We start from the raw sequence: 18,727 nt of genomic DNA, 5'->3' as shown, positions 1-18,727 counted from the left end.
GATCCTACACGATTGCCCGAAGACCGGAACACCTCTCGGGCAAAAACATTCCCGCGTCGCACGATCTATTCGCCCGGCCGTGGATGACAAACGTGTCATCGAGGTGAACGGAAGCCTGCAAAGGGCTTCAGACTGGGTTCAGTGCCCCCCGCTTATGTTCCTTCCCACGATCGATGGGGGCGAGAGGGCGCCGCCTGATGATCCTTCCAAGAGGAGACCACCATGTTGAAGACCATTTCTGCAGCCTTGCTCGCAACCTCCGTGATCGCAGCCCCGGCGTTCGCCGCCGAGGCCGGCAAGACCACCACAGCCGCGCCGGTGATCAAGGCCGACCAGAGCCAGACCAAGGCGGCGACCACTGCCGCAAAACCGGAAGCCGGCGTCAAGGCCGACGCCAAGACGGACGCCAAGACCGACGCCAAGACGGACGTGAAGACGACGGACTCGAAGGCTTCCGATGTCAAGACGGACGCCAAGGTGGATGGCAAGTCGAAGGCAATGGACGCCAATGCCGCGGTCACCACCGACGAGCACAAGAGCGTGAGCAAGCATCGCCATCACGACAAGCGGGTCACGGCCAAGGAGTCGCAGAAGGCGCAGCCGGATGTGACCAAGCCCGCGACGTCTGATAAGCGCAACTGACGACTGATCCCGCGCGGCGGCATCCCTGGTATTGCCCGCCGCCGCGCGCGGACGTCAGGCCTGGCCCGTTGCCACGCCTCGGGCGGAAGCCCGAGATGTCGGCGGCTGGCCGGTGCGCTGTTTGCGCCGCTGCAAGCGAATTCCCTTCATCCCGGCTTGGGGCTAGAACGTCTCCTGATCTGTTCGAGCGGAGAGCGGGGCCTGTGGGGCGATTGGCGAGATGTGCGGTGATCCTGGCGTTGCCGCTGGCGCTTGCGGCATGTTTCGGCAGCGACAGTGACCGTCCGACTTTCATGGGCGGGACCCAGGCCGGCGGGCCGCAGCCGTTTCCCGAAAATTTCCGGAACGACACGGTGGCGTTGATGCGGGCCTATCTCAACAATCCGGTCGGCGTGCGCAATGCCGCCATGGCCGAGCCGGTACAGCGCGAGGTCGGCGGCCGGCAGTTCTATGTGAGCTGCCTGCACTTCACCCCGCGCGAGACGGATGGGAGCTACAAGGGCATGCGCGAGCGGGCCGTTATCTTCGTCAACGGCCGGGCGGACCGCGTGGTCGACCAGACCAGCGATCTCTGCGCCGGTGCGGTTTACGCACCGTTTCCGGAACTGGAAAAGATGACGCGGTAGCGCAAAGGCAGCCTTCATCGCCCAGTGTTAGGCAGAAGCAGCCGGAGCCGCGGGATCACATTTCGGCGAGCTTTGAACGGGGTGGTTTAGACTTGCGACAAATCGTGGCGGCGGCCTTGCGCAGCCGAATTGACGGAACAAATTCGTGTTGTTGCCACGCCGTCACAGTCACGAACGATCAACGTTCCGGCATTGCCGCGAAGCAACCCAATTCACGCCACGTTGTTTCCCGAGTGTCGTAATGAAAGAACGGGGATGATCATGAAGTCGATCTTGCTGGGTGCAGCAGCTCTGCTGGCGCTGGTTGCGCCGGCCGCAGCGGCCGACATGCAGCCGCGCGCCTACACCAAGGCTCCGGTCACGCCGCCGCAGGTGATCTATAACTGGACCGGTTTCTATATCGGCGGCCATGTCGGCGGCGCGTTTGCGGGCGACAACACCTTCCAGTCGAGCGACGCGCGTTTCCTGGGCGGCGTGCAGGGCGGCTTCGACTACCAGTTCGCGCCCAACTGGGTGGTGGGTATCGAGGCCCAGTATTCTTGGCTGCCGACCAACAACAATGGCGCCATCTTCCCGCTGGGCACGCAGGTGACATCCAACACCGACCAGATCGGGTCGGTGACCGGTCGCATCGGTTACACCTGGGGACCGACGCTGCTTTACGCCAAGGGCGGTTATGCCTGGCGGAATAACGGCCTTGGCGTGAACATCGCCGGGGTGCCGCAGGCCTTCACCACCACCGGCAACAACAAGGACGGCTATACGGTCGGCGCCGGCCTCGAATACATGTTCGCGCCAAACTGGTCGGCCAAGGCCGAGTACCAGTATTACAATTTCGGCAGCACCACCTTCACCTCCGGCCCGGCTGACATCGTTGGCGTTCGTGGCCGGGAGGACGAGCATACCGTCAAGGCCGGGGTGAACTATCGCTTCGGCTGGGGCGGCCCGGCCGCCTCGCGGTACTGACGGTCAGCGCCGACCCAAGACCTGAAGATCCAAGACCTTAAAATCGAAGACCTGACAAAGGCCGGCTCCGCCGGCCTTTCGTCTGCCGGCCTCCCGCCTCCGGCGCCTGTTTCTTTGCATTCCGTGAACCATTTGGCGCGTCATTTGCTTGCAAACGATGCTGGCGCGCCTTCTCACGCGCGTCATGGGGCTGGCGTAAAGCAAAAATAATTTTTGCGGTTTACGGAACTCGCGCTCCGGAACGCGTTATATGACAATTACCGGGCAGGTGGGACGACGGACATGCGTATCTTGGTGTCGGCAGTGGTGCTCTCGTGCTTCGGCTGCCTGCCGTGCTCTGCACAGACAATCCTCAGATCCGAGCCTCTGATGTTGGCACCGTACGAAGTTGCCTTCGTCAAGGACGCTTCATGTCCGTCGGGCAAGGTCATGAAGGTCACCGGCGCCATCCGCGGGCTGCACCGCCGCAAGGCCTGCGTGACTATGCCGGGCGAGCAGGCCTCGCTTGTGGCGGCCACCCCCTGAGCTTTCGCTCCGGCTCCGTGCCGGAGCTCAGGAATTCAGCTCGAGCTCCATTCTGGATTGCCGATCGGCCTCCGCCTTGTTCTTGGCGGGGTCCTCGCCTTGAGCTGCCTGGCACGGCTCGATCTTGTAATCGTTGTCGAGCACCCGGCGCGGTCCCGGCCGCTCATCGTCCGCCGTCACGTCCACGACGAGACCACTCCGCTCGGCGAGCTTCCAGACGTCGGCCTCGCTTGGATAGGACTTGCTGATTTGGGCGTCATTGCAGAAGAGGGCGTAGGGCATGCATCCCGACTCCAGGAATGCCCGTTAACGAGCTTACGGGGGGAGGGTTCCGGCCACCCGCCCGATCACGCGCCCGTGATCGTCGTGGACGGCCCTTGAGTCCTTAACGAGTCCTGAATCCCGGAAAAAAGAATCCTTGGGACTCTTCGGCCGGAATCAGCGGATGTTTTCGGCCATGACGAGCGACCTGAACACATCCTGCGGGCACATGCTCCTGCCGCTCACGCTGGCGCTGTTCGGCGCCTGCGCGGCCAATCTCTGGCTGGTCTGGTCGTGGTTGTAGGGTCCTGGCTGTAGGTCCCTGGCCGGGCCTTATTTTTCGGCCGGTGGACCTGAAGCGTCGCGGATGGCTGCACGCAATTTGGTCAGGGTCGCCGCGCAATATTCCTCACGTTCGCGCTCGAAGCGCTCCTGGTGCTTGCGGAAATTGGCGATGCGGGCCTGCATCTCGGCACGGAATTCGCCGCTCGTCCGCGTCGGCAGAGGCGCGGGCCGCGGCGGAAGGGGGGCTTGCGGCGGTTCGATCTCGACGGTGACCGCCTCCACGGTGACGATCTCCATCGCGACGGCCGGGCCGGATGCGGGCGCCTCCGGCTGAAGGACGTCATCCTTCCTGCCGGTCACCGATTGGACGAAAGCCAGCGTCTGCGCGATCAGTGCGTCGCGCTCCCTGATCCATTTCATGATCCACCTCACCCGCGCGTATTCCAGCAAAGCGGCTGCTTCGAATCAAGGCTGTTTGCAAGGGTTGCATATTTTTCCCGGTAGCCCACACTGGGCAGATGGATGCATCGAAAGAAAGACCGAACGAGGCGGAGGGCCTGAGGCTCATCCGCGCGTTCCTGACGCTGCCGCCCGACAAGCGGGCGGAGGTGATCGCGTTTGTCGAGGAATTGGCGCGTGTCCACGGCCGACCCGAGGAGGGCGCCAAGGCCTCGCCGAGGTGAGCAAGGCCTCGCCGAGGTAAGCAAGACCTCGTCGAGGTGAGCGCTACCGCTCGCGCGGATTGACGTTGGGCTCGAACGGCGCGCCGACCACCCGAACCGGGATCTGAGCTGGCGTGCGCGGAGTGGGCTCGATCACGGCCCTATCGGCGACCAGCTTATCGGGCGTCCGTACAGGCGCCGGCTCGAACAGCGCCAACGTCCCGGCCACGGCGCTACAGCACAGCGTCACCGTCGCCAGCAGAATCATGTTTCGGTTTTCTTCCCGGATCCGCATGCGCTGACAACGGCTGGCGCCGGAGCCGGTTCCGGGCCGGCGATTTTCGATGCGAAAACGGGGGGCTTTAGATCGCGCCTAGTGCGACAGCACCAAGCCGAGCGCGAGCACGAACAGCATGGCCGTCGCGACGACGGCCGTAAGCGCGCCGGCGACGATCTTGGCCTTCTCTTTGGGCGTGGTGGAGCGCATGGTCTCGACGAGACGAATGACGTGCGTAGGTTCGCTGCCAGGGAATTTCGAACAGTTCGGCCGGATTGTATAGTGTACCCGCGCCGCAAAAGGCTCGCCCAATGACCGTCGGTCGTCCTCCCGTGCTTGCGCACGAACGCTTCGTTGCCGACCGTGACAATTTCTCAGGGCTGGATCTCGCCGCGCGGTTCGCGCGGATCGAGCGGACCAACCTCTGGGGCGCGGCCACTTCGGTGTCCGGCCTCGGCTCGGAGGATGTCGCCACAGCCGCAATCCAGGAGGCGCTGCCTGCATTGCTGCAACGGCTCGGCGCGCGCTCGCTGCTCGATGCGCCCTGCGGCGATGCAGGTTGGATCTGCCGGCTCGAGCTCGATATCGATTACACCGGCATCGACATCGTACCGGCGCTGATCGAGGCAAACCGCTGGCGTGTCGCAGCTGACGGTTCGTCCGGTCGGTTTCTCGTTGCTGACATCACGCGCGATGCGCTGCCGCACGCCGACGTCATTCTCTGCCGGGATTGCCTGGTGCATCTGAGCTTTGCGAACATCTATCGCGCCCTCGTGCAATTTCGGATGAGCGGCGCGCGCTTCCTGCTCGTCACGACCTTTCCGGAGTGGGACGACAATCACGATTGCGAGGATGGCGACTGGCGCGCGCTCAACATGGAGAAAGCGCCGTTCGGCTGGCCGGCACCTCAGGCACTGATCGACGAGCGTTGCGAGGAGGGCGGTGGCGGCTGGCGCGACAAGAGCCTCGGGCTCTGGCGGCTGGATGAGCTGCCGGAGAATAGCTTCGCGTCAGAAGCTGGTGCCGGCTGAGGGGATTGAACCCCCGACCTTCGGTTTACAAAACCGCTGCTCTACCGCTGAGCTAAGCCGGCGATGCCTCAAGAGGCAGGGCAGAGCTCGGCTCGCGCCGGGCCCCGTCTACCCGTGCGCGCCGCAATACCAGACTTGATCGGAAAGTGCCAGAACCGGCAGGTCGTCGTCGCAGGACGTGAATCGGGCGGCCGCGCGGGCCGCCCGATGTGTCGCGTTCGGCTCAAGCCGGCTTACTGGCAGAGCTGCCGGCGGCCGTCTGCGCCCTTGAAGTACGTGCCGGGCGTACAGACGAAACCGTTGCGCTGGGCATAGGTGCGCCTGTCCCAGCTACGATTGTCCCAGCCGCGGTCCCACGAATTGTCATAGGCGTAGGAATTGTCCCAACCTCGGAATGGTGCGGTGGCAATCGCGCCGGCGGTCCCGATCGCCGCGCCTGCGACGCCGGCCGCCGTCCCGACGGCGCCCGCCGCAACGTCGGTCGGCCAGAAGCCGGTGGGGCTCCTGTTCCAGTCGTTATTCCAGTCGCGGTTGGCCTGACGATAGGCCGCGCGGCGATGGCGATAGCCGCTCTCGGTGGTGGCCTGTCCCGGTCCGAAGGTCTGGCAATTGGCGTTTGGGAATTGCGCCGAGCAACGGCCCTGCCTGTCGACGACGGTCTGCGCCATAGCAGAGCCTGCCAGCATGGTCGCTGCGATCGCCGTGGCCCCGAGAAGCTTGATGGTCATGGTTGTTCGCTCCCATTTTGTTGACAGGAGCTAAACGCCGACGGCGCAGGACGTTCCGATGCAACCTTGGGATTTTTCGGATGCGAGCCGTCAAACCGATGTGAGCAGCATGCGTTGTTCCAGCCGCCCGGTTCCGCGCCGTTAACGCTTCGCTAGCTCGCCGTGCAGCATTTGAGCGGCGCGCAATCCTTGCACGTTAGGCTTACCGGAATTTGGTGAGCAGGCCTTAACTCTCTCTGCGTCGCGATCGGTTAGGTTGCGCCCGGATAACCGGGGTCTCCTCATGCGTGCCGTGGCGCTCGCCGCCTTTCTGATCGGACTGCCTGCAACCGCGTTTGCAGCCGGCTTCGAGATCGTCGTTCCCGGCCGTCCCGGCGTGCCTGTCATCATCAACAACATCGATGCGTCCTACGCCGTCGTCGAGGGCACCTGGGGCCTCGGCAAGGGCCAGCAGGTGCAGCCCACGATCTATGGCGGACGCTATATCGCCGAGCGGCAGCCCGACGACGTCGGCCATTATTATCCGACGCTGGGCCTGCGGCCGGGCTACGGCCGGCTGGAGGTCGAGCCGCCGGCGAACCGCAAATTGCCCAAGCCCGCCGAGAGCTACCACCAGAGCTGGGGTGCCTCGTCCGCGCCGCTGCCGGCGCAGATGGATCCGCCCGTCGATCCGCCGCCGGTGATCTATGCGCCCGAGATCAACGACCGTCCTCGGCCGCCTCGGCCGCGGCCGCGCACAGAGATACCCGGCAGGCCGCCGGGTTGAAAAACGTGAAAACCAAAAACGGAAATCAACAGGAGAGAGTAATGCGTCAAATGATTTCGGGACTGGTCGCGGCAACTGCCGTGATGTTAGCCGCCACCGTGCCGGCCGCGGCCTGCGGCTTCAGCACATGCGCGCCCGTTGCGCCGGTCTATACCGGCTGCAACACCGGATGCGGCGGATATGGTTATGGCTACGGCTACGGCGCCTATGAGCGTCTCGCCGAGCCGACCACGCAGTATTACTACGTCAACCAGGGTCCGACCTATACCGGTCCGGGCGCCTTCGCGCCGTACCCGACCTATCGCGAGGACGCGGTCGTCGCGCCCGCCAATTACGGCTATGGCTATGGCTATCGTGCCGCTGCGGTCGCGCCGCCGGCCGCTTATCCCTATCGCCGCCCGTACTTCCGTCCCTATCGGTTCGGCTACGGCCCCCGCTACGGTTATCTGCCGCGCGTTCACTACGGCCATGCTCACCGCTACGGCTACGCCCACCGCCATGCGCCGCGCTATTATGGCGGTCACCGCGTGCTGCGCCGCTACTACTGATCTCTGATCGGTCGAGTGAAGAGACGCCCGTTCGCGTGATGCGGACGGGCGCTTTGCTTTCTCTTCAAAACAACCCCATGCACAGTAGCCGGCAACAGTGAAATCAAGGACTTGAAGCGCAATGTGCCCGAGATGGGCGAGCATCGCTCATTAGCTCGTTGTTCGCGCCCCAGATTTCGGAAAAACAGAGATCTCGATTGATCCGTCGGGCAAAACAGGCGTAGTCTGGCATCGTCGCGATATGCGCGGTGCCTCAAGCGCTAGCGCTTCATCAGCCCCAGCCGGCTCGCGCCGACATAGAGCGAGAGTACGGCCGCATTCGAGACGTTGAGGCTCTTGATCTCGCCGGGCATGTCGAGCCGCGCCACGACGCTGCAGGTCTCGCGCGTCAATTGCCGCAAGCCTTTGCCTTCGGCGCCGAGCACCAGCGCGAGCGGCTCGCGCAGTGTGACGTTCGAGAGGTCCTCGGTACCTTCGCTGTCGAGACCGACGGTCTGGAAGCCGCGCTCGTTCAACGCCGTTAGGGCGCGGGCGAGGTTTTGCACCGTGACGACAGGCACAAGCTCCAGCGCGCCGGAGGCGGCCTTGGCAAGCACGCCGGTCGCCTCGGGGCTGTGACGCGCGGTGGTCACGATCGCCTTCACCGCGAAGGCCGCTGCAGAGCGCAGAATGGCGCCGACATTGTGCGGATCGGTGATCTGATCCAGCACCAGCACCATGCCTTCCTGCTTGAGCGTCTCGATGTCCGGCGAGGGCAGGGGATCGGCCTCGGCGAGCAGGCCCTGATGCACGGCGTCGGGCGAGAGCAGGCGGTCGATCTCCTGGGGACGTACGATCTCGGGCGCGATGCGGGTCGCGATGTTTTCGTCCGCCAGCCGCCGCGCGGCGTTCTCGGTCAGCGTCAGCTTGCGGATCCGCCGCTGGGGGTTGGCGAGGGCCATGGTGACGGTGTGCCAGCCATAGAGAATGACTGGGCCGTCGCCTTGCGAATCACGGTCGCGCCAAGCCGGCCGGCCGGCCGATTTTCCGGGTCTGTTGAAGGGCTTAGCCCCGCCGCGAGCCCCCTTGGGGCCGAATTTTCGATCCTTCATGGGCTCGCTTCTGTCATGGGTTCCGGAATATGGCAATTTCGGTGCCTGTGAGGTCGATTTTAGCTGCTTGCCTCGGTTGACTTTGCCCCACCGCTTCGCCCATAAACGCGCCCGGTCGCGCCCCGATCCGGGTTGTCGCGGCCTTCACGTTCCATGGCCGTCTTCGGTCCGCCGGCAAGGTCCGGCCCGATTGTGCTGCCGTCGAGCGGGGGAGTGTCCCGAGTGGCAAAGGGAGCTGACTGTAAATCAGCCGCCTCATGGCTTCGCAGGTTCGAGTCCTGCCTCCCCCACCACGCTTCGCCCTTCGGGCTACGCGTGGCGCAGCCGCGTGAGGCCTGAAAGGCGAAGCGTGGGGTCCGGCGAAGCCCGTAGGGCGAAGACGGACTGACGACAGTTCGCAGCTACCCAATCATCTCCCGCACCATCGGCACCACCTTGCGCCCGTAGAGCTCGATGCTTCGCATTAGCTTCTCGTGCGGCAATGGCCCCGCCGAGTACTTCAACTGAAACCGCGAAAGCCCGAGCGCCTTTGCGGTCTTCGCGATCTTGCGCGCCACCGTTTCCGGCGCGCCGACATAGAGCGAGCCGTGCTCGGCCTCATGGGCGAACTCGTCGCGTCCCATCGGCGGCCAGCCGCGCTCCTTGCCGATGCGGTCGCGCATCGCCTTGTAATCGGGCCACAGCTCCTCGCGTGCCTGCGCGTCGGTCTCGGCGACGTAGCCCGGCGAATGCACGCCGATCGGCTGGGCCGGGCGACCGAACTCCCTGAAGGCCCGATGATAGAGCTCGACGTAAGGCGCAAAGCGCGCGGGATCGCCGCCGATGATCGCGAGCATCAGGGGCAGGTCGTAATGCGCGGCGCGCACCACCGATTGCGGACTGCCGCCGACGCCGATCCAGGTTTTCAGCTTGCCGTTCTCGACCGGCGGATAGACCAGTTGATCTTTCAGCGGCGGACGCAGCTTGCCTTGCCAGGTGACCGGCTGCTGCGACAAGAGCGCGGCGAACAGATCGAGCTTCTCCTCGAACAGCTCTTCATATTTGCGCAGGTCGAAGCCGAACAGCGGGAAAGATTCGGTAAACGAGCCGCGACCGAGGATCACCTCGGCGCGTCCGTTCGAGACCGCATCCAGCGTGGCAAAGCGCTGGAACACGCGGATGGGATCGTCCGAAGACAGCACCGTCACGGCCGAGCCGAGATGGATGCGCCTGGTGCGCGACGCGATCGCGGCCAGCACGGTTTCAGGCGAGGAGATCGCGAAATCCGCGCGATGGTGCTCGCCGAGCCCGATGAAATCGAGACCGAGCTCGTCCGCCAGCATCGCTTCGTCGACGACGTTGCGGATCACCTGCGCATGCGGAATCATGTCGCCGGAGGCGTCTCTTGTGACGTCGCCAAAGGTGTCCAGTCCGAATTCGAGCGGTGCGGTCATCGATCAAGTCTCTGTGGGATGATCGGCCAGATCTAAGGGGCAGCGGCCCGATCACAAGCGCACGCGCGGAAATGCTCGGTTTCCGTTTGTGGATTCTATCGCGCGATCCGTACCACCATCTTGCCGAGCGCAGCGCGCGTCTGCATCGTCTTGAATGCCGCGCGGAAATCCTCGAAGGCGAAGACCTGGCCGACCACGGGCTTCAACGGGCCATCGGCAAGCCAGTCCGTCAATTGTGACATCAGGCGCTTCTGCACATCGGGCTCGCGCGTTGGAATCTGCGCAAGATCGACGCCGAGCAGAGCGCCGCCTTTCAGCAGCGGTAGATTGAACGGCAGCGCGGGGATGGTGCCGGCGGCAAACCCGACCACGAGATGACGGCCGCGCCAGGCGATGGAGCGAAAGGCCTGCACCGAGATCTCGCCGCCAACGGGGTCGAAGATCACGTCGGCGCCGTGTCCTCCCGTCAAGTCCTTGAACGTGTCACGCCAGCCGGCCTGCGTATAATCGATCACTGCATCGGCGCCATGCGCCTGCGCGAACTCGCGCTTGTCCGGCGTCGACGCCGCTGCGATCACGCGGGCGCCGAGCAGCTTTCCGATCTGGACGGCTGCGATTCCCGTACCGCCAGCCGCGCCCAAGACCAGCAGCTGTTCGCCTGCGCAGAGCGAGGCGCGTGCACTGAGCGCATAGAGTGCGGTCAGATAATTGGCGCGAAACGAGGCGGCGACCTCGGGCGCGACGCCGCCCGGCAGGGGATGGAGCGCTGCGGGGCTGACGACGATCTCCTCGGCAAGCGCACCCGAGCGCGTCATCCCCATTACGCGCATGCCGGACTGGTAGCCGCCGGGTGCGCCGGGCGCGTCCGTCACCACGCCTGCGAACTCCGTGCCGGGAATGAAGGGCAGGGGGTCCTTGGTCTGGTAGCGTCCCTCGATCTTCAAGCCGTCGACGAAGCCGATCCCGGCAGCTTCCACGCGGATGCGCAACTGGCCCGGCTCGATGGACGGAGCCGGGACGTCCTTCAATTCGATCTGATCGATGGGGGCGTATTGCTCGACGACAACGGCTTTCATGTCGGACCTCTGCTGTTCCAGTCATCCTGACAGGTGCCCCGACCAGCCTCTTGCGTCTACCGCCACATCCCGCGCATTCGCGCCCCGATGTCGATCTTCGGCCCCTGCGCCGCGGTGCGCGCTGCGCCGCTTGCTATCTTCGGCCAGGCGGTGCGCTCGAACAAATGGACCAGCTGCTCCGGGATGAAGCGGGTGCGCGAGGCGTAGACGTGGCGGTCGCCCCTGGCGGCCTGGCCGTGGACGAAGAAGCGCTGCGGCACGACGAGATGCAGATCGTCCTTGGCGCGCGTCATCGCGACATAGAGCAGGCGGCGCTCCTCCTCGATCTCGGCGCTGGTGCCGGCGCCGAGATCGGACGGCATGCAGCCGTCGACGACGTTGAGCACGAACACCGATTTCCACTCCTGGCCCTTGGCGGAGTGGATGGTGGAGAGGATCAGGTAGTCCTCGTCGCGCAGGGGTGGCCCTGATTTGTCGCTGGTTGCATCCGGCGGATCGAGCGTGAGCTCGGTCAGGAATTTCTCGCGAGAGGCATAGCCGCTCGCGATCTGCTCGAGCTGCATCAGATCGGCGCGGCGCGTCTCGGCATCCTCGTGCATGCGATCGAGATGCGGCTCGTACCAGAGCCGCACCCGTTCGAGGTCGACGGGCCATTCTGAATAGCGCAGGTTTTCGACCGTGCGGACGAAACAGGTCCAGTCCTCGCCGGTGCGCGCCGGCCCCGGCAGCCGGCCGAGCGCGGCAAGCGGGTCGGTGCTCTCCGCCATCTGGTCGAGCACGCGCTGTGCAGTCGCAGGCCCGATGCCCGGCACCAGGTGCAGGATGCGAAAGCCGGCGACGCGGTCGCGCGGATTTTCGGCGAAGCGCAACAGGGCCAGCACGTCCTTGACATGCGCGGCATCGAGGAATTTCAGCCCGCCGAACTTGACGAAGGGGATGTTGCGGCGGGTCAGCTCGATCTCCAGCGGACCCGAATGCGAGGAGGTGCGGAACAGCACCGCCTGGTGCTTGAGCAGCGCGCCTTGCTCGCGGTTCGCCAGCACCGCCTCGACGATGTAGCGCGCCTGGTCGGCCTCGTCGTGCACGGTGACGAGCTGCGGCTTCTGACCTGAGGTGCGGTCGGTCCAGAGGTTCTTGGTGAAGCGCTCGCGGGCGAGGCCGATCACGCCGTTCGCCGCCGACAGCACCGCCTGCGTCGAGCGGTAATTGCGGTCGAGCGTGATCATCTCCGCGCGCGGCGAGAAGCTCTGCGGAAAGTCCAGGATGTTGCGCACGGTGGCGGCGCGAAACGAATAGATCGACTGCGCGTCGTCGCCGACCACGGTGAGGCCGCGGCCGTCGGGCTTGAGCGCCAAGAGGATCGAGGATTGCAGACGGTTGGTGTCCTGATATTCGTCGACCAGCACGTGGTCGAAGCGGCCGCCGATCTCCTGAGCGATCAGCGCATCGCCCATCATCTGCGACCAATACAGCAGCAGATCGTCGTAATCGAGCACGTGCTGGGCCTGCTTGGCCTCGACATAGGCGGCGAACAGACCCTTCAGCTCGGCGGCCCAGCCCGCGCACCAGGGAAAATGCTGGGCGAGCACCTTCTCGATCTCCATCTCGGCATTGACGCAGCGGGAATAGATCGACAGGCAGGTGCCCTTGGCCGGAAAGCGGCTCTCGGTCTTCGACAGGCCGCGCTCGTGCCGGACCAGGTTCATCAGGTCGGCAGAATCCTCGCGGTCATGGATGGTGAAGGCGGGATCGACGCCGATCCGCTCGGCATATTCGCGCAGGAGCCGCGCGCCGATGCCGTGGAAGGTGCCGGCCCAGGTCAGCGCATCGCGCATGATTGCGGCGTTGTTCTCGCCCAGCACCTTGCGCGCGATGCGCTCGACCCTTCCGGCCATTTCCGCCGCGGCGCGGCGGGAGAACGTCATCAGCAGGATGCGGCGGGGATCGGCGCCTGCGACGATCAGATGCGCGACGCGGTGGGCGAGCGTGTTGGTCTTGCCGGAGCCGGCACCGGCGATGACGAGCAGGGGGCCGCCCACGGTTGCGCCGTCGGCCACGCCATGCTCGACGGCGCGGCGCTGCTCCGCATTGAGCGTGTCCAGATATGTCGCCACGAATCGCCCCGGTGAAAGGATGAGACTCGGCGATCCCGGCGCGAATCGCAATGCGGCTGGACGGAACTGGAATTAGGATTTAGGGGGATGACGGCCCTTTGGTTCCAGCACCCCATGGCGAGATGACCGAGCTCAAGCCCGAACAATTCGAGATGCGGCGGCTGGAGTCGCTCAGCAACACCATTTTCGGCGTCGCCATGACGCTGCTGGCCTACGACCTGCCGAAGGCGGCAGTGTTCAGTGGCGCACCCGACTGGAACGATCTCGCGCGGGTGTATTCCGGCAAGCTTGCCGGCTTCGCGCTCAGCTTCATCATCGCCGGGGTGTTCTGGATCAGCCATCACCGCCGGCTGGCACGTCAGCCCGTCGGCAGCCGCGGCATGGTGGTCCTCAACCTTTTCTTCCTGCTCTCGATCGTGCTGCTGCCGGTCACCAATGGGCTCTACACCAACTACGCCATGAGCAGCGCGGTGGCGGTGCTCTACGGCCTGCACCTGACCACGATCGGCGGCCTCAATGCCTTGCTGTGGTGGACCATCCTGCGCGGCTGGGGCCGCGAGATCATGGCTTCGCTGTTTCCGGTCGCCGTGTTCATCCCGGGCACCATCGTTGCAGCGTTTGCGCCGCATATCGCGCCCTACATCTGGTGTTTTGCCTTTGGCGGCCTACTGATCCAGCGCTTCTATGTCGCGCCGAATCCATCGGCCGGCACGTAAAGCTTGACCGGGCGGATCTCGTACACCGCCGTCGGATTGACCGCGCGCAGCTTCCGCGCCGCTTCGATCGCTTCCTCCTCGGTGGCGCATTGCATCAAGTGGAAGCCGAGAAGCTGCTCCTTGGTCTCGGCAAACGGCCCGTCCAGCACCATTCCCGCGCCGGGACCCCGCAAGGTGCGGGCCTTCCGGGTCTCATCCAGCCGGGCCGCCGGACCAAACTGCCCGCTGGCCCGCAGCGGCGCCTGAACCTCGATGACCTTGGCGACGACCGCGGCGTCCTGCTCCGCCGTCCAGGACAGGACCTCGTCTTCCACGTGATAGGCCAGGATGGCGTACAGCATCGTCACCTCGTTCTTTTCTGCTTTTGTTTCTGCGCAAGTCCTGAGGACGTGGCACGGCGGCCCGTGCCGACACTTCCGAAGCAAAATATTGCGTGGCCCGCAAGCGGCGAAACCGTCCTGAAACCCGATTGCGTCCTAGCCCATGTGAACGCCGCCGGAACTGGTCGCGACTGATGGACCATAAACAACAAGTTCTTTGCTGGAGGCGGCAATGTCGGGTCATACCATCAAGATCATCTGCGACGCGCGGCGGGCAGGGCAGTCGGAGCCGGCCGATCTGCACGACGAGGCCGGCCATCACCGCTATTACGGCAGCTCGGCCGAGAACGGCGGCGAGCGGATCGTCGAAAGCCGGCGCGGCAAACGGCGGCGCGTGTTCAACATCTTCGGCTTCTGAAGCCTTGCGGGGAGGCCGGCGTTCGAAATCGACGTTCTGCAGATATTTCCTGCTCGCGCTGATGAGCCGGACCTCCAAGGCCATCGTCCCGTGCCTTCTGACCAGAGGTTATGTTTGAGCATGATCTTTTCGGAAAACCGCTACACACTTTTCCGGATCATGCTCTGGTCACGGTGCTGCTCGGCGAGGAGCCGCACCGCGCGGTCATGGCCTGGTGCGTCGGCATGCTGATCGCCGCCGTCGCGCTGCGCGAGCGGCTTCGCGCCGGCTGACGCAGCATTCGTCATTGCCCGCTCAAGACCTGCTTGACCAGGGCCTCGCGTAGCGAGCCCAGCTCGCCGCTCGCCTGCATCCGAGCGATGACCTTGCCAACCTCAGGCACCAGATCGCGATGACGTTCATACAGGTAGTGGTTGCAGGCGATGCGCGCCAGCCGGATCGTGTCCTGCGCCAACGCAGGGTCAGTGGCGAGCAGCGACAGGCAGGCGACGGCTAGCCGCCAAAGTTGGCGCCTGCACACCCGGTCGCAACGATCATTGCGCGCTCGTCCCGCGAGCCATACCGGACTTTCACCGATGACATTTTAGCACGAGCAGTGATAATTTGCCCAGCAGTGCCGCTGCGGGGGCGGAAGACGTGACTTGCCGACTTCGAGCTCGCGGGCCGACGGGACGTCGCTTGCATCGGGTGACGAGACGGGCGCGTCTCAGCCCATGGATTGCTCGAGACTGCAACCGCTCGACCGCAGCAGCGAGCCGCCATTTCGGGAACATGGTGCATGGCCAACGCAGCTGACGAGGACGCCAAGCGCAGCCACGCCATCGCGCCGACGGCGGCGAAGCCTGGTCTGACCGACATCGAGACGCTTGCGGCCATCGCCGAGTACGTCAGCAAATACAGCCTGACCCGGCCCCCACCGCCGTTACGCCTGGAGCGCCGGCCGCCCTCCGATGCCGACGAGCTGGACAAGGTGATCGAGGCTTTCAACGCGATGTGCGCGAACCTCCAGCAGGCCTATGGCGAGCTGCGCGAGGCCAATGCCAATCTCGAGCGCGATTTGACCATCCGCCGGCGCGCCGAAGCGGAGGCGCGGGCGAGCGAAGAGCGTTTCCGCGACTATGCCGAAACCGCGTCCGACTGGTTCTGGGAAACCGGGCCGGACCACTGCTTCACCTATCTCTCTGACCGGGTGATTGCCTTCGGAATGGATCCCAAAGTGCGGATCGGCACGCGTCGCATCGATACTGCGCTCGATCGGGATACCGAGGCCGAGAAATGGCGCGCGCATCTGGCGACGCTGGACCGTCACGAGCCGTTCCGCAAATTCGAGTATCGCGGACGCGACACGCGCGGGCGGATGCATCATTTCAGCGTCAACGGCAAGCCGGTTTTCGACGACGATGGACGCTTCCTCGGCTACCGCGGCTCCGCGACCGACCTCACCGCGCAGCACGAGATCGAGGAGCGGCTGCGTCAGTCCCAGAAGATGGACGCGATCGGCCAGCTCACCGGCGGCGTGGCGCACGATTTCAACAACGTGCTCACGGTTATCACCGGTACGATCGAGATCATCCAGGAGGGGCTTGCGGACAAGCCCGAGCTGGCCGCGATCGCGCAATTGATCGATGATGCGGCCGCGCGCGGAGCGGAGATCACCTCGCAACTCCTGACCTTCGCGCGCCGCCAGCCGCTGGAGCCGCGCGAGATCGACGTCAACGCGCTCGTGGTCGAGACCGCGAAGCTGCTGAGGCCGATGCTCGGCGAGCAAATCGAGATCGAGACGCGGCTCGCCGACGAGGCCTGGTCCGCGATGGTGGATCCGTCGCAGCTGTCCTCCGCGATCGTCAACCTCGCCGTCAATGCGCGCGACGCGATGCCGGGCGGCGGCAAGCTCACCCTCGAAACCGCGAACCGCGAGCTCGACGGCACGGGGACCGCTGGTGAGGGCGTGCGCGGCGCCTTCCTGATGGTTGCAGTCGGCGACACCGGTCACGGCATTCCGGCCGATATCCGCGAGCGTGTTTTCGAGCCGTTCTTCACCACCAAGGGGGTCGGCCGCGGCACCGGTCTGGGGCTGAGCATGGTCTACGGCTTTGCCCGCCAGAGCGGCGGCACTGTTGCGATCGAAAGCGAGGAGGGGCGCGGCACCGTGATGCGGCTGTTCCTACCGCGGGCAAAGGGCGAGGCGGTGGCCAGGACGGCGCCGGTTCAAGCGCCCGCCACGGCGCGCGGGCGGGAGACGATACTCGTGGTGGAGGACGATCCGCTGGTCCAGGGCTATGTCATCGCGCAACTCGGCGGCCTCGGCTACCGCACGCTCGCTGCGAGCGACGGCGCGTCCGCGCTGACGCTGGTCGACCAGGGTGCCCGATTCGATCTGCTGTTCACGGACATCATCATGCCCGGCGGCATGAACGGGCATGAATTGGCCGAAGCCGTCAGGCTCCGCCGGCCGGGCGTGAGGGTGCTCTACACCTCCGGCTATACCGACAACACCATCGTCCACGACGGACATCTCGATCCCGGCGTGGCGCTGCTGTTCAAGCCATACCGCAAGGCGGAGCTGTCGCAAAAGATTCGCGAGGTGCTTGCCGGCGAGCCGCCCGCCTGAGCCGCGGCGACAGACGAAAAAGGCGCGGCGGGGAAGCCCCGTCGCGCCCGATTTCTTGCTCGCTGGTCCAGGGCTGAGAGCGCCCCGATGCCAAGCCCTACTCGAAGCTTAGCGGGCGATCCCAGCGAGGTGACAGCGCTTGAGATAAGACACTGGATCACCTCCTTTCGTTGGTTTCGGAAGTCTTCAATATAGGCGGCGATCCCGCCGCTGTTAAGGGGCGGCGGGTCCGCAGGAACCCGGGTGGTTCGCAAGGCCGCCGAAGACGCCGGAAAGCGACCTCCTGGGCAGTTGAGACCGCAGCCCGGCCGTGTTAGGGAGCCCGTAACGCGGGTGTAGCTCAATGGTAGAGCAGCAGCCTTCCAAGCTGAATACGAGGGTTCGATTCCCTTCACCCGCTCCAGAACCTGTTGGACGCGATATCCCAGCAGGGCATTTCCTCGATAGCCGCCCGTGGCTTGACGGCCGATCAGCTATTCCTCGTCCCGTCGCTCGCGTTCCTTCCGTGCGCGATCGAGCGCGCCGCCTTGAGGCTGTCCGCTGACCTTCACGCCGGGGAGATGATCACCTTGTTCTTATCGGCCTCGTCGCCGCGCTGAAGTTCGCGATCAATGATGTCGCGTGATCCTTCGGCCGGTTCCTTGTCGAATGGGCTCTTGCTCTCGATGCTCATGAATGATCCTGCTTGACCGCGTTGATTGCTAGGGCAAACCCAGCTCGGCGCTATCGTTCCTGTCCAAAGCAGCCGCTTCGTGCAGGCTCTATCCCCTGTGGTTATCGATTTCGGCGGCGACCTGTCCGTAGTTCAGCAGCGCAACCAGGGTCGTTCCGCCGATAATATTGCCGAGTAGCGTGGGTATGAAGAAGTCGGAGGCATATTGGCTGAACGAGGCCAGGCCGCTCTGCACCAGAAAGGCGCACTCGATCGAACCCGCGACGATGTGCAAGAACTGGCCGAGTGCGACCACATAGGTCATCACTACGATGATGTGTGCGCGCGAGCCTTTGGCAGCCGGAAGAAGCCAGGCCATCGAGGCGATCAGCCAGCCGGCGAAGATGGCCCTGACGAAGGTGCTTGAGAACGTCCCCTCGATCGTCGGCCGGCTGAGATCGATGAAGGCGTCCACGATGCGAGGTTCGAAGATGCTGGTGCGAGCGAGCACGGAGGCGGCCGCCCAGGTCCCTGCGATATTCGAGGCGAGAACCAGGATCCAGAGCTTGAGCACGCTTGCCAAGGTGCCGAGATCCCTGTTGTGCAACAGCGGCAGGATTGGTGTCAGCGTGTTCTCGGTGAAGAGCTGTTGTCGTCCCAGCACGACGACCAGGAAGCCGACGGTGTAGCCGAGCGGAGCAACCAGGCGGCGGGTCGCCTCATCCGAGATCAGCGCATGCAACTCGCCCTGAACGATTAGCGACAGGCTTATCGAAAGGCCGGCGGCAAAACCGGACAGCACGATGGCCCACCATCGCCGCTCCAGCTCCTGCTCGCCTTCGGCGCGGATCGTCTCATGGATCAGCGCGGCGCTTGGCCTGCTCTGGGATTCGATCTGCCTGGTCTGGCGCCGCGACACGCCGTCGAGCTTGGATGCTGGGTTGAATGAGGCGCCGTCGCCAGACTGATCCACGCTGCG

23 protein-coding genes, 3 tRNA genes and 1 pseudogene are annotated in these 18,727 nt (G+C 64.9%); 14 read left to right on the top strand and 13 right to left on the bottom strand.

Annotated elements, in window-relative coordinates:
* Positions 1–222 precede the first annotated feature (222 nt).
* From I6F17_RS11515 to I6F17_RS37930, 4 genes are all read left to right on the top strand, one after another.
* Positions 223–642, top strand: a complete 420-nt coding sequence (locus I6F17_RS11515; protein ID WP_225128240.1) for a hypothetical protein — start codon at positions 223–225, stop codon at positions 640–642.
* A gap of 230 nt (positions 643–872) precedes the next feature.
* On the top strand, positions 873–1,268 hold the full coding sequence (locus I6F17_RS11510) for a hypothetical protein (protein ID WP_225128259.1): 396 nt from the start codon (positions 873–875) through the stop codon (positions 1,266–1,268).
* Between the two features lie 261 nt (positions 1,269–1,529).
* On the top strand, positions 1,530–2,234 hold the full coding sequence (locus I6F17_RS11505; RefSeq protein WP_036044066.1) for an outer membrane protein: 705 nt from the start codon (positions 1,530–1,532) through the stop codon (positions 2,232–2,234).
* Positions 2,235–2,516: 282 nt separating this feature from the next.
* The gene (locus I6F17_RS37930; protein ID WP_157280607.1) at positions 2,517–2,759 is read left to right on the top strand and encodes a DUF6719 family protein; all 243 of its coding nucleotides are present in this window, start codon (positions 2,517–2,519) and stop codon (positions 2,757–2,759) included.
* 27 nt (positions 2,760–2,786) lie between these two features.
* On the opposite strand, the gene I6F17_RS11495 is transcribed toward I6F17_RS37930, so the two are convergent.
* Both I6F17_RS11495 and I6F17_RS11490 read right to left on the bottom strand, forming a co-directional pair.
* Positions 2,787–3,041, bottom strand: coding sequence for a hypothetical protein (locus tag I6F17_RS11495; RefSeq protein ID WP_036010552.1), 255 nt, complete (start codon positions 3,039–3,041; stop codon positions 2,787–2,789).
* 312 nt (positions 3,042–3,353) lie between these two features.
* The gene (locus I6F17_RS11490) at positions 3,354–3,725 is read right to left on the bottom strand and encodes a hypothetical protein (protein ID WP_128264674.1); all 372 of its coding nucleotides are present in this window, start codon (positions 3,723–3,725) and stop codon (positions 3,354–3,356) included.
* Positions 3,726–3,823: 98 nt separating this feature from the next.
* Between I6F17_RS11490 and I6F17_RS11485 the strand changes: the two genes are divergently transcribed.
* A complete protein-coding gene (locus tag I6F17_RS11485; RefSeq protein ID WP_167361680.1) occupies positions 3,824–3,988 on the top strand; it encodes a hypothetical protein in 165 nt (54 codons plus the stop codon).
* Between the two features lie 43 nt (positions 3,989–4,031).
* Here the strand turns inward: I6F17_RS11485 and I6F17_RS11480 are convergent, their stop codons facing one another.
* Positions 4,032–4,235, bottom strand: coding sequence for a hypothetical protein (locus I6F17_RS11480; RefSeq protein ID WP_225124864.1), 204 nt, complete (start codon positions 4,233–4,235; stop codon positions 4,032–4,034).
* 320 nt (positions 4,236–4,555) lie between these two features.
* Between I6F17_RS11480 and I6F17_RS11475 the strand changes: the two genes are divergently transcribed.
* On the top strand, positions 4,556–5,275 hold the full coding sequence (locus I6F17_RS11475) for a class I SAM-dependent methyltransferase (RefSeq protein ID WP_225128237.1): 720 nt from the start codon (positions 4,556–4,558) through the stop codon (positions 5,273–5,275).
* Here the strand turns inward: I6F17_RS11475 and I6F17_RS11470 are convergent.
* Together I6F17_RS11470 and I6F17_RS11465 are read right to left on the bottom strand one after the other, a co-directional pair.
* Positions 5,263–5,337 (bottom strand) — tRNA-Thr (locus I6F17_RS11470). The genes I6F17_RS11475 and I6F17_RS11470 overlap by 13 nt on opposite strands.
* Positions 5,338–5,508: 171 nt before the next feature.
* The gene (locus I6F17_RS11465; protein WP_225128235.1) at positions 5,509–6,003 is read right to left on the bottom strand and encodes a hypothetical protein; all 495 of its coding nucleotides are present in this window, start codon (positions 6,001–6,003) and stop codon (positions 5,509–5,511) included.
* A 283-nt stretch (positions 6,004–6,286) separates the two neighbouring features.
* Between I6F17_RS11465 and I6F17_RS11460 the strand changes: the two genes are divergently transcribed.
* Together I6F17_RS11460 and I6F17_RS11455 are read left to right on the top strand one after the other, a co-directional pair.
* On the top strand, positions 6,287–6,769 hold the full coding sequence (locus tag I6F17_RS11460; protein WP_225128232.1) for a hypothetical protein: 483 nt from the start codon (positions 6,287–6,289) through the stop codon (positions 6,767–6,769).
* Between the two features lie 41 nt (positions 6,770–6,810).
* Positions 6,811–7,317 carry a hypothetical protein gene (locus I6F17_RS11455; protein ID WP_225128231.1) on the top strand — a complete coding sequence of 169 codons (507 nt, stop codon included), beginning with the start codon at positions 6,811–6,813 and terminating at the stop codon, positions 7,315–7,317.
* Positions 7,318–7,577: 260 nt separating this feature from the next.
* Here I6F17_RS11455 and rlmB read toward each other — a convergent pair whose 3' ends face one another.
* Positions 7,578–8,408, bottom strand: coding sequence for a 23S rRNA (guanosine(2251)-2'-O)-methyltransferase RlmB (rlmB, locus tag I6F17_RS11450; RefSeq protein WP_057029595.1), 831 nt, complete (start codon positions 8,406–8,408; stop codon positions 7,578–7,580).
* A gap of 207 nt (positions 8,409–8,615) precedes the next feature.
* On the opposite strand from rlmB, the gene I6F17_RS11445 reads away from it, so the two are divergent.
* A tRNA-Tyr gene (locus I6F17_RS11445) sits at positions 8,616–8,701 on the top strand.
* A gap of 108 nt (positions 8,702–8,809) precedes the next feature.
* On the opposite strand, the gene I6F17_RS11440 is transcribed toward I6F17_RS11445, so the two are convergent.
* The 3 genes from I6F17_RS11440 to I6F17_RS11430 form a co-directional block, all read right to left on the bottom strand.
* A complete protein-coding gene (locus tag I6F17_RS11440; RefSeq protein ID WP_225128229.1) occupies positions 8,810–9,841 on the bottom strand; it encodes an LLM class flavin-dependent oxidoreductase in 1,032 nt (343 codons plus the stop codon).
* Positions 9,842–9,936: 95 nt separating this feature from the next.
* Positions 9,937–10,917 (bottom strand): NADPH:quinone oxidoreductase family protein, encoded by a 981-nt coding sequence (locus I6F17_RS11435; RefSeq protein ID WP_225128227.1) that lies wholly within the window; start codon positions 10,915–10,917, stop codon positions 9,937–9,939.
* Between the two features lie 56 nt (positions 10,918–10,973).
* Positions 10,974–13,031: an ATP-dependent helicase gene (locus I6F17_RS11430; protein WP_225128225.1), complete on the bottom strand. Its 2,058-nt coding sequence runs from the start codon at positions 13,029–13,031 to the stop codon at positions 10,974–10,976.
* 122 nt (positions 13,032–13,153) lie between these two features.
* Here I6F17_RS11430 and I6F17_RS11425 point away from each other — a divergent pair, with 122 nt between their 5' ends.
* Complete coding sequence (locus tag I6F17_RS11425; protein ID WP_036010860.1) at positions 13,154–13,747, top strand: TMEM175 family protein; 594 nt, start codon at positions 13,154–13,156, stop codon at positions 13,745–13,747.
* On the opposite strand, the gene I6F17_RS11420 is transcribed toward I6F17_RS11425, so the two are convergent.
* Entirely contained in the window at positions 13,714–14,088 is a 375-nt protein-coding gene (locus tag I6F17_RS11420) for a YciI family protein (RefSeq protein ID WP_036010863.1), read from the bottom strand. The two genes, I6F17_RS11425 and I6F17_RS11420, sit on opposite strands and share 34 nt — an antisense overlap.
* Before the next feature lie 211 nt (positions 14,089–14,299).
* Between I6F17_RS11420 and I6F17_RS11415 the strand changes: the two genes are divergently transcribed.
* Together I6F17_RS11415 and I6F17_RS11410 are read left to right on the top strand one after the other, a co-directional pair.
* Positions 14,300–14,485 carry a hypothetical protein gene (locus I6F17_RS11415; protein ID WP_225128223.1) on the top strand — a complete coding sequence of 62 codons (186 nt, stop codon included), beginning with the start codon at positions 14,300–14,302 and terminating at the stop codon, positions 14,483–14,485.
* A gap of 110 nt (positions 14,486–14,595) precedes the next feature.
* Positions 14,596–14,757, top strand: a complete 162-nt coding sequence (locus I6F17_RS11410; protein WP_225113254.1) for a hypothetical protein — start codon at positions 14,596–14,598, stop codon at positions 14,755–14,757.
* A gap of 11 nt (positions 14,758–14,768) precedes the next feature.
* Here I6F17_RS11410 and I6F17_RS11405 read toward each other — a convergent pair whose 3' ends face one another.
* Positions 14,769–14,939 (bottom strand): hypothetical protein, encoded by a 171-nt coding sequence (locus tag I6F17_RS11405; RefSeq protein ID WP_225128221.1) that lies wholly within the window; start codon positions 14,937–14,939, stop codon positions 14,769–14,771.
* A 411-nt stretch (positions 14,940–15,350) separates the two neighbouring features.
* Between I6F17_RS11405 and I6F17_RS11400 the strand changes: the two are divergent.
* Both I6F17_RS11400 and I6F17_RS11395 read left to right on the top strand, forming a co-directional pair.
* Positions 15,351–17,096 (top strand): annotated as a pseudogene (locus I6F17_RS11400) (ATP-binding protein); the annotation flags it as partial.
* Between the two features lie 329 nt (positions 17,097–17,425).
* A tRNA-Gly gene (locus tag I6F17_RS11395) sits at positions 17,426–17,499 on the top strand.
* A 144-nt stretch (positions 17,500–17,643) separates the two neighbouring features.
* On the opposite strand, the gene I6F17_RS37740 is transcribed toward I6F17_RS11395, so the two are convergent.
* Complete coding sequence (locus I6F17_RS37740; RefSeq protein ID WP_276573256.1) at positions 17,644–17,769, bottom strand: hypothetical protein; 126 nt, start codon at positions 17,767–17,769, stop codon at positions 17,644–17,646.
* Positions 17,770–17,857: 88 nt separating this feature from the next.
* Positions 17,858–18,721 (bottom strand): formate/nitrite transporter family protein, encoded by an 864-nt coding sequence (locus I6F17_RS11390; RefSeq protein ID WP_036010870.1) that lies wholly within the window; start codon positions 18,719–18,721, stop codon positions 17,858–17,860.
* Positions 18,722–18,727 lie beyond the last annotated feature (6 nt).

The sequence above is a fragment of the Bradyrhizobium sp. NBAIM18 genome (genome assembly GCF_020193825.1).
Taxonomy (GTDB): Bacteria; Pseudomonadota; Alphaproteobacteria; order Rhizobiales; family Xanthobacteraceae; genus Bradyrhizobium; species Bradyrhizobium yuanmingense.
Note: the sequence above shows the minus strand (reverse complement) of the source record. Positions and strands in the feature narration are given on the sequence as shown.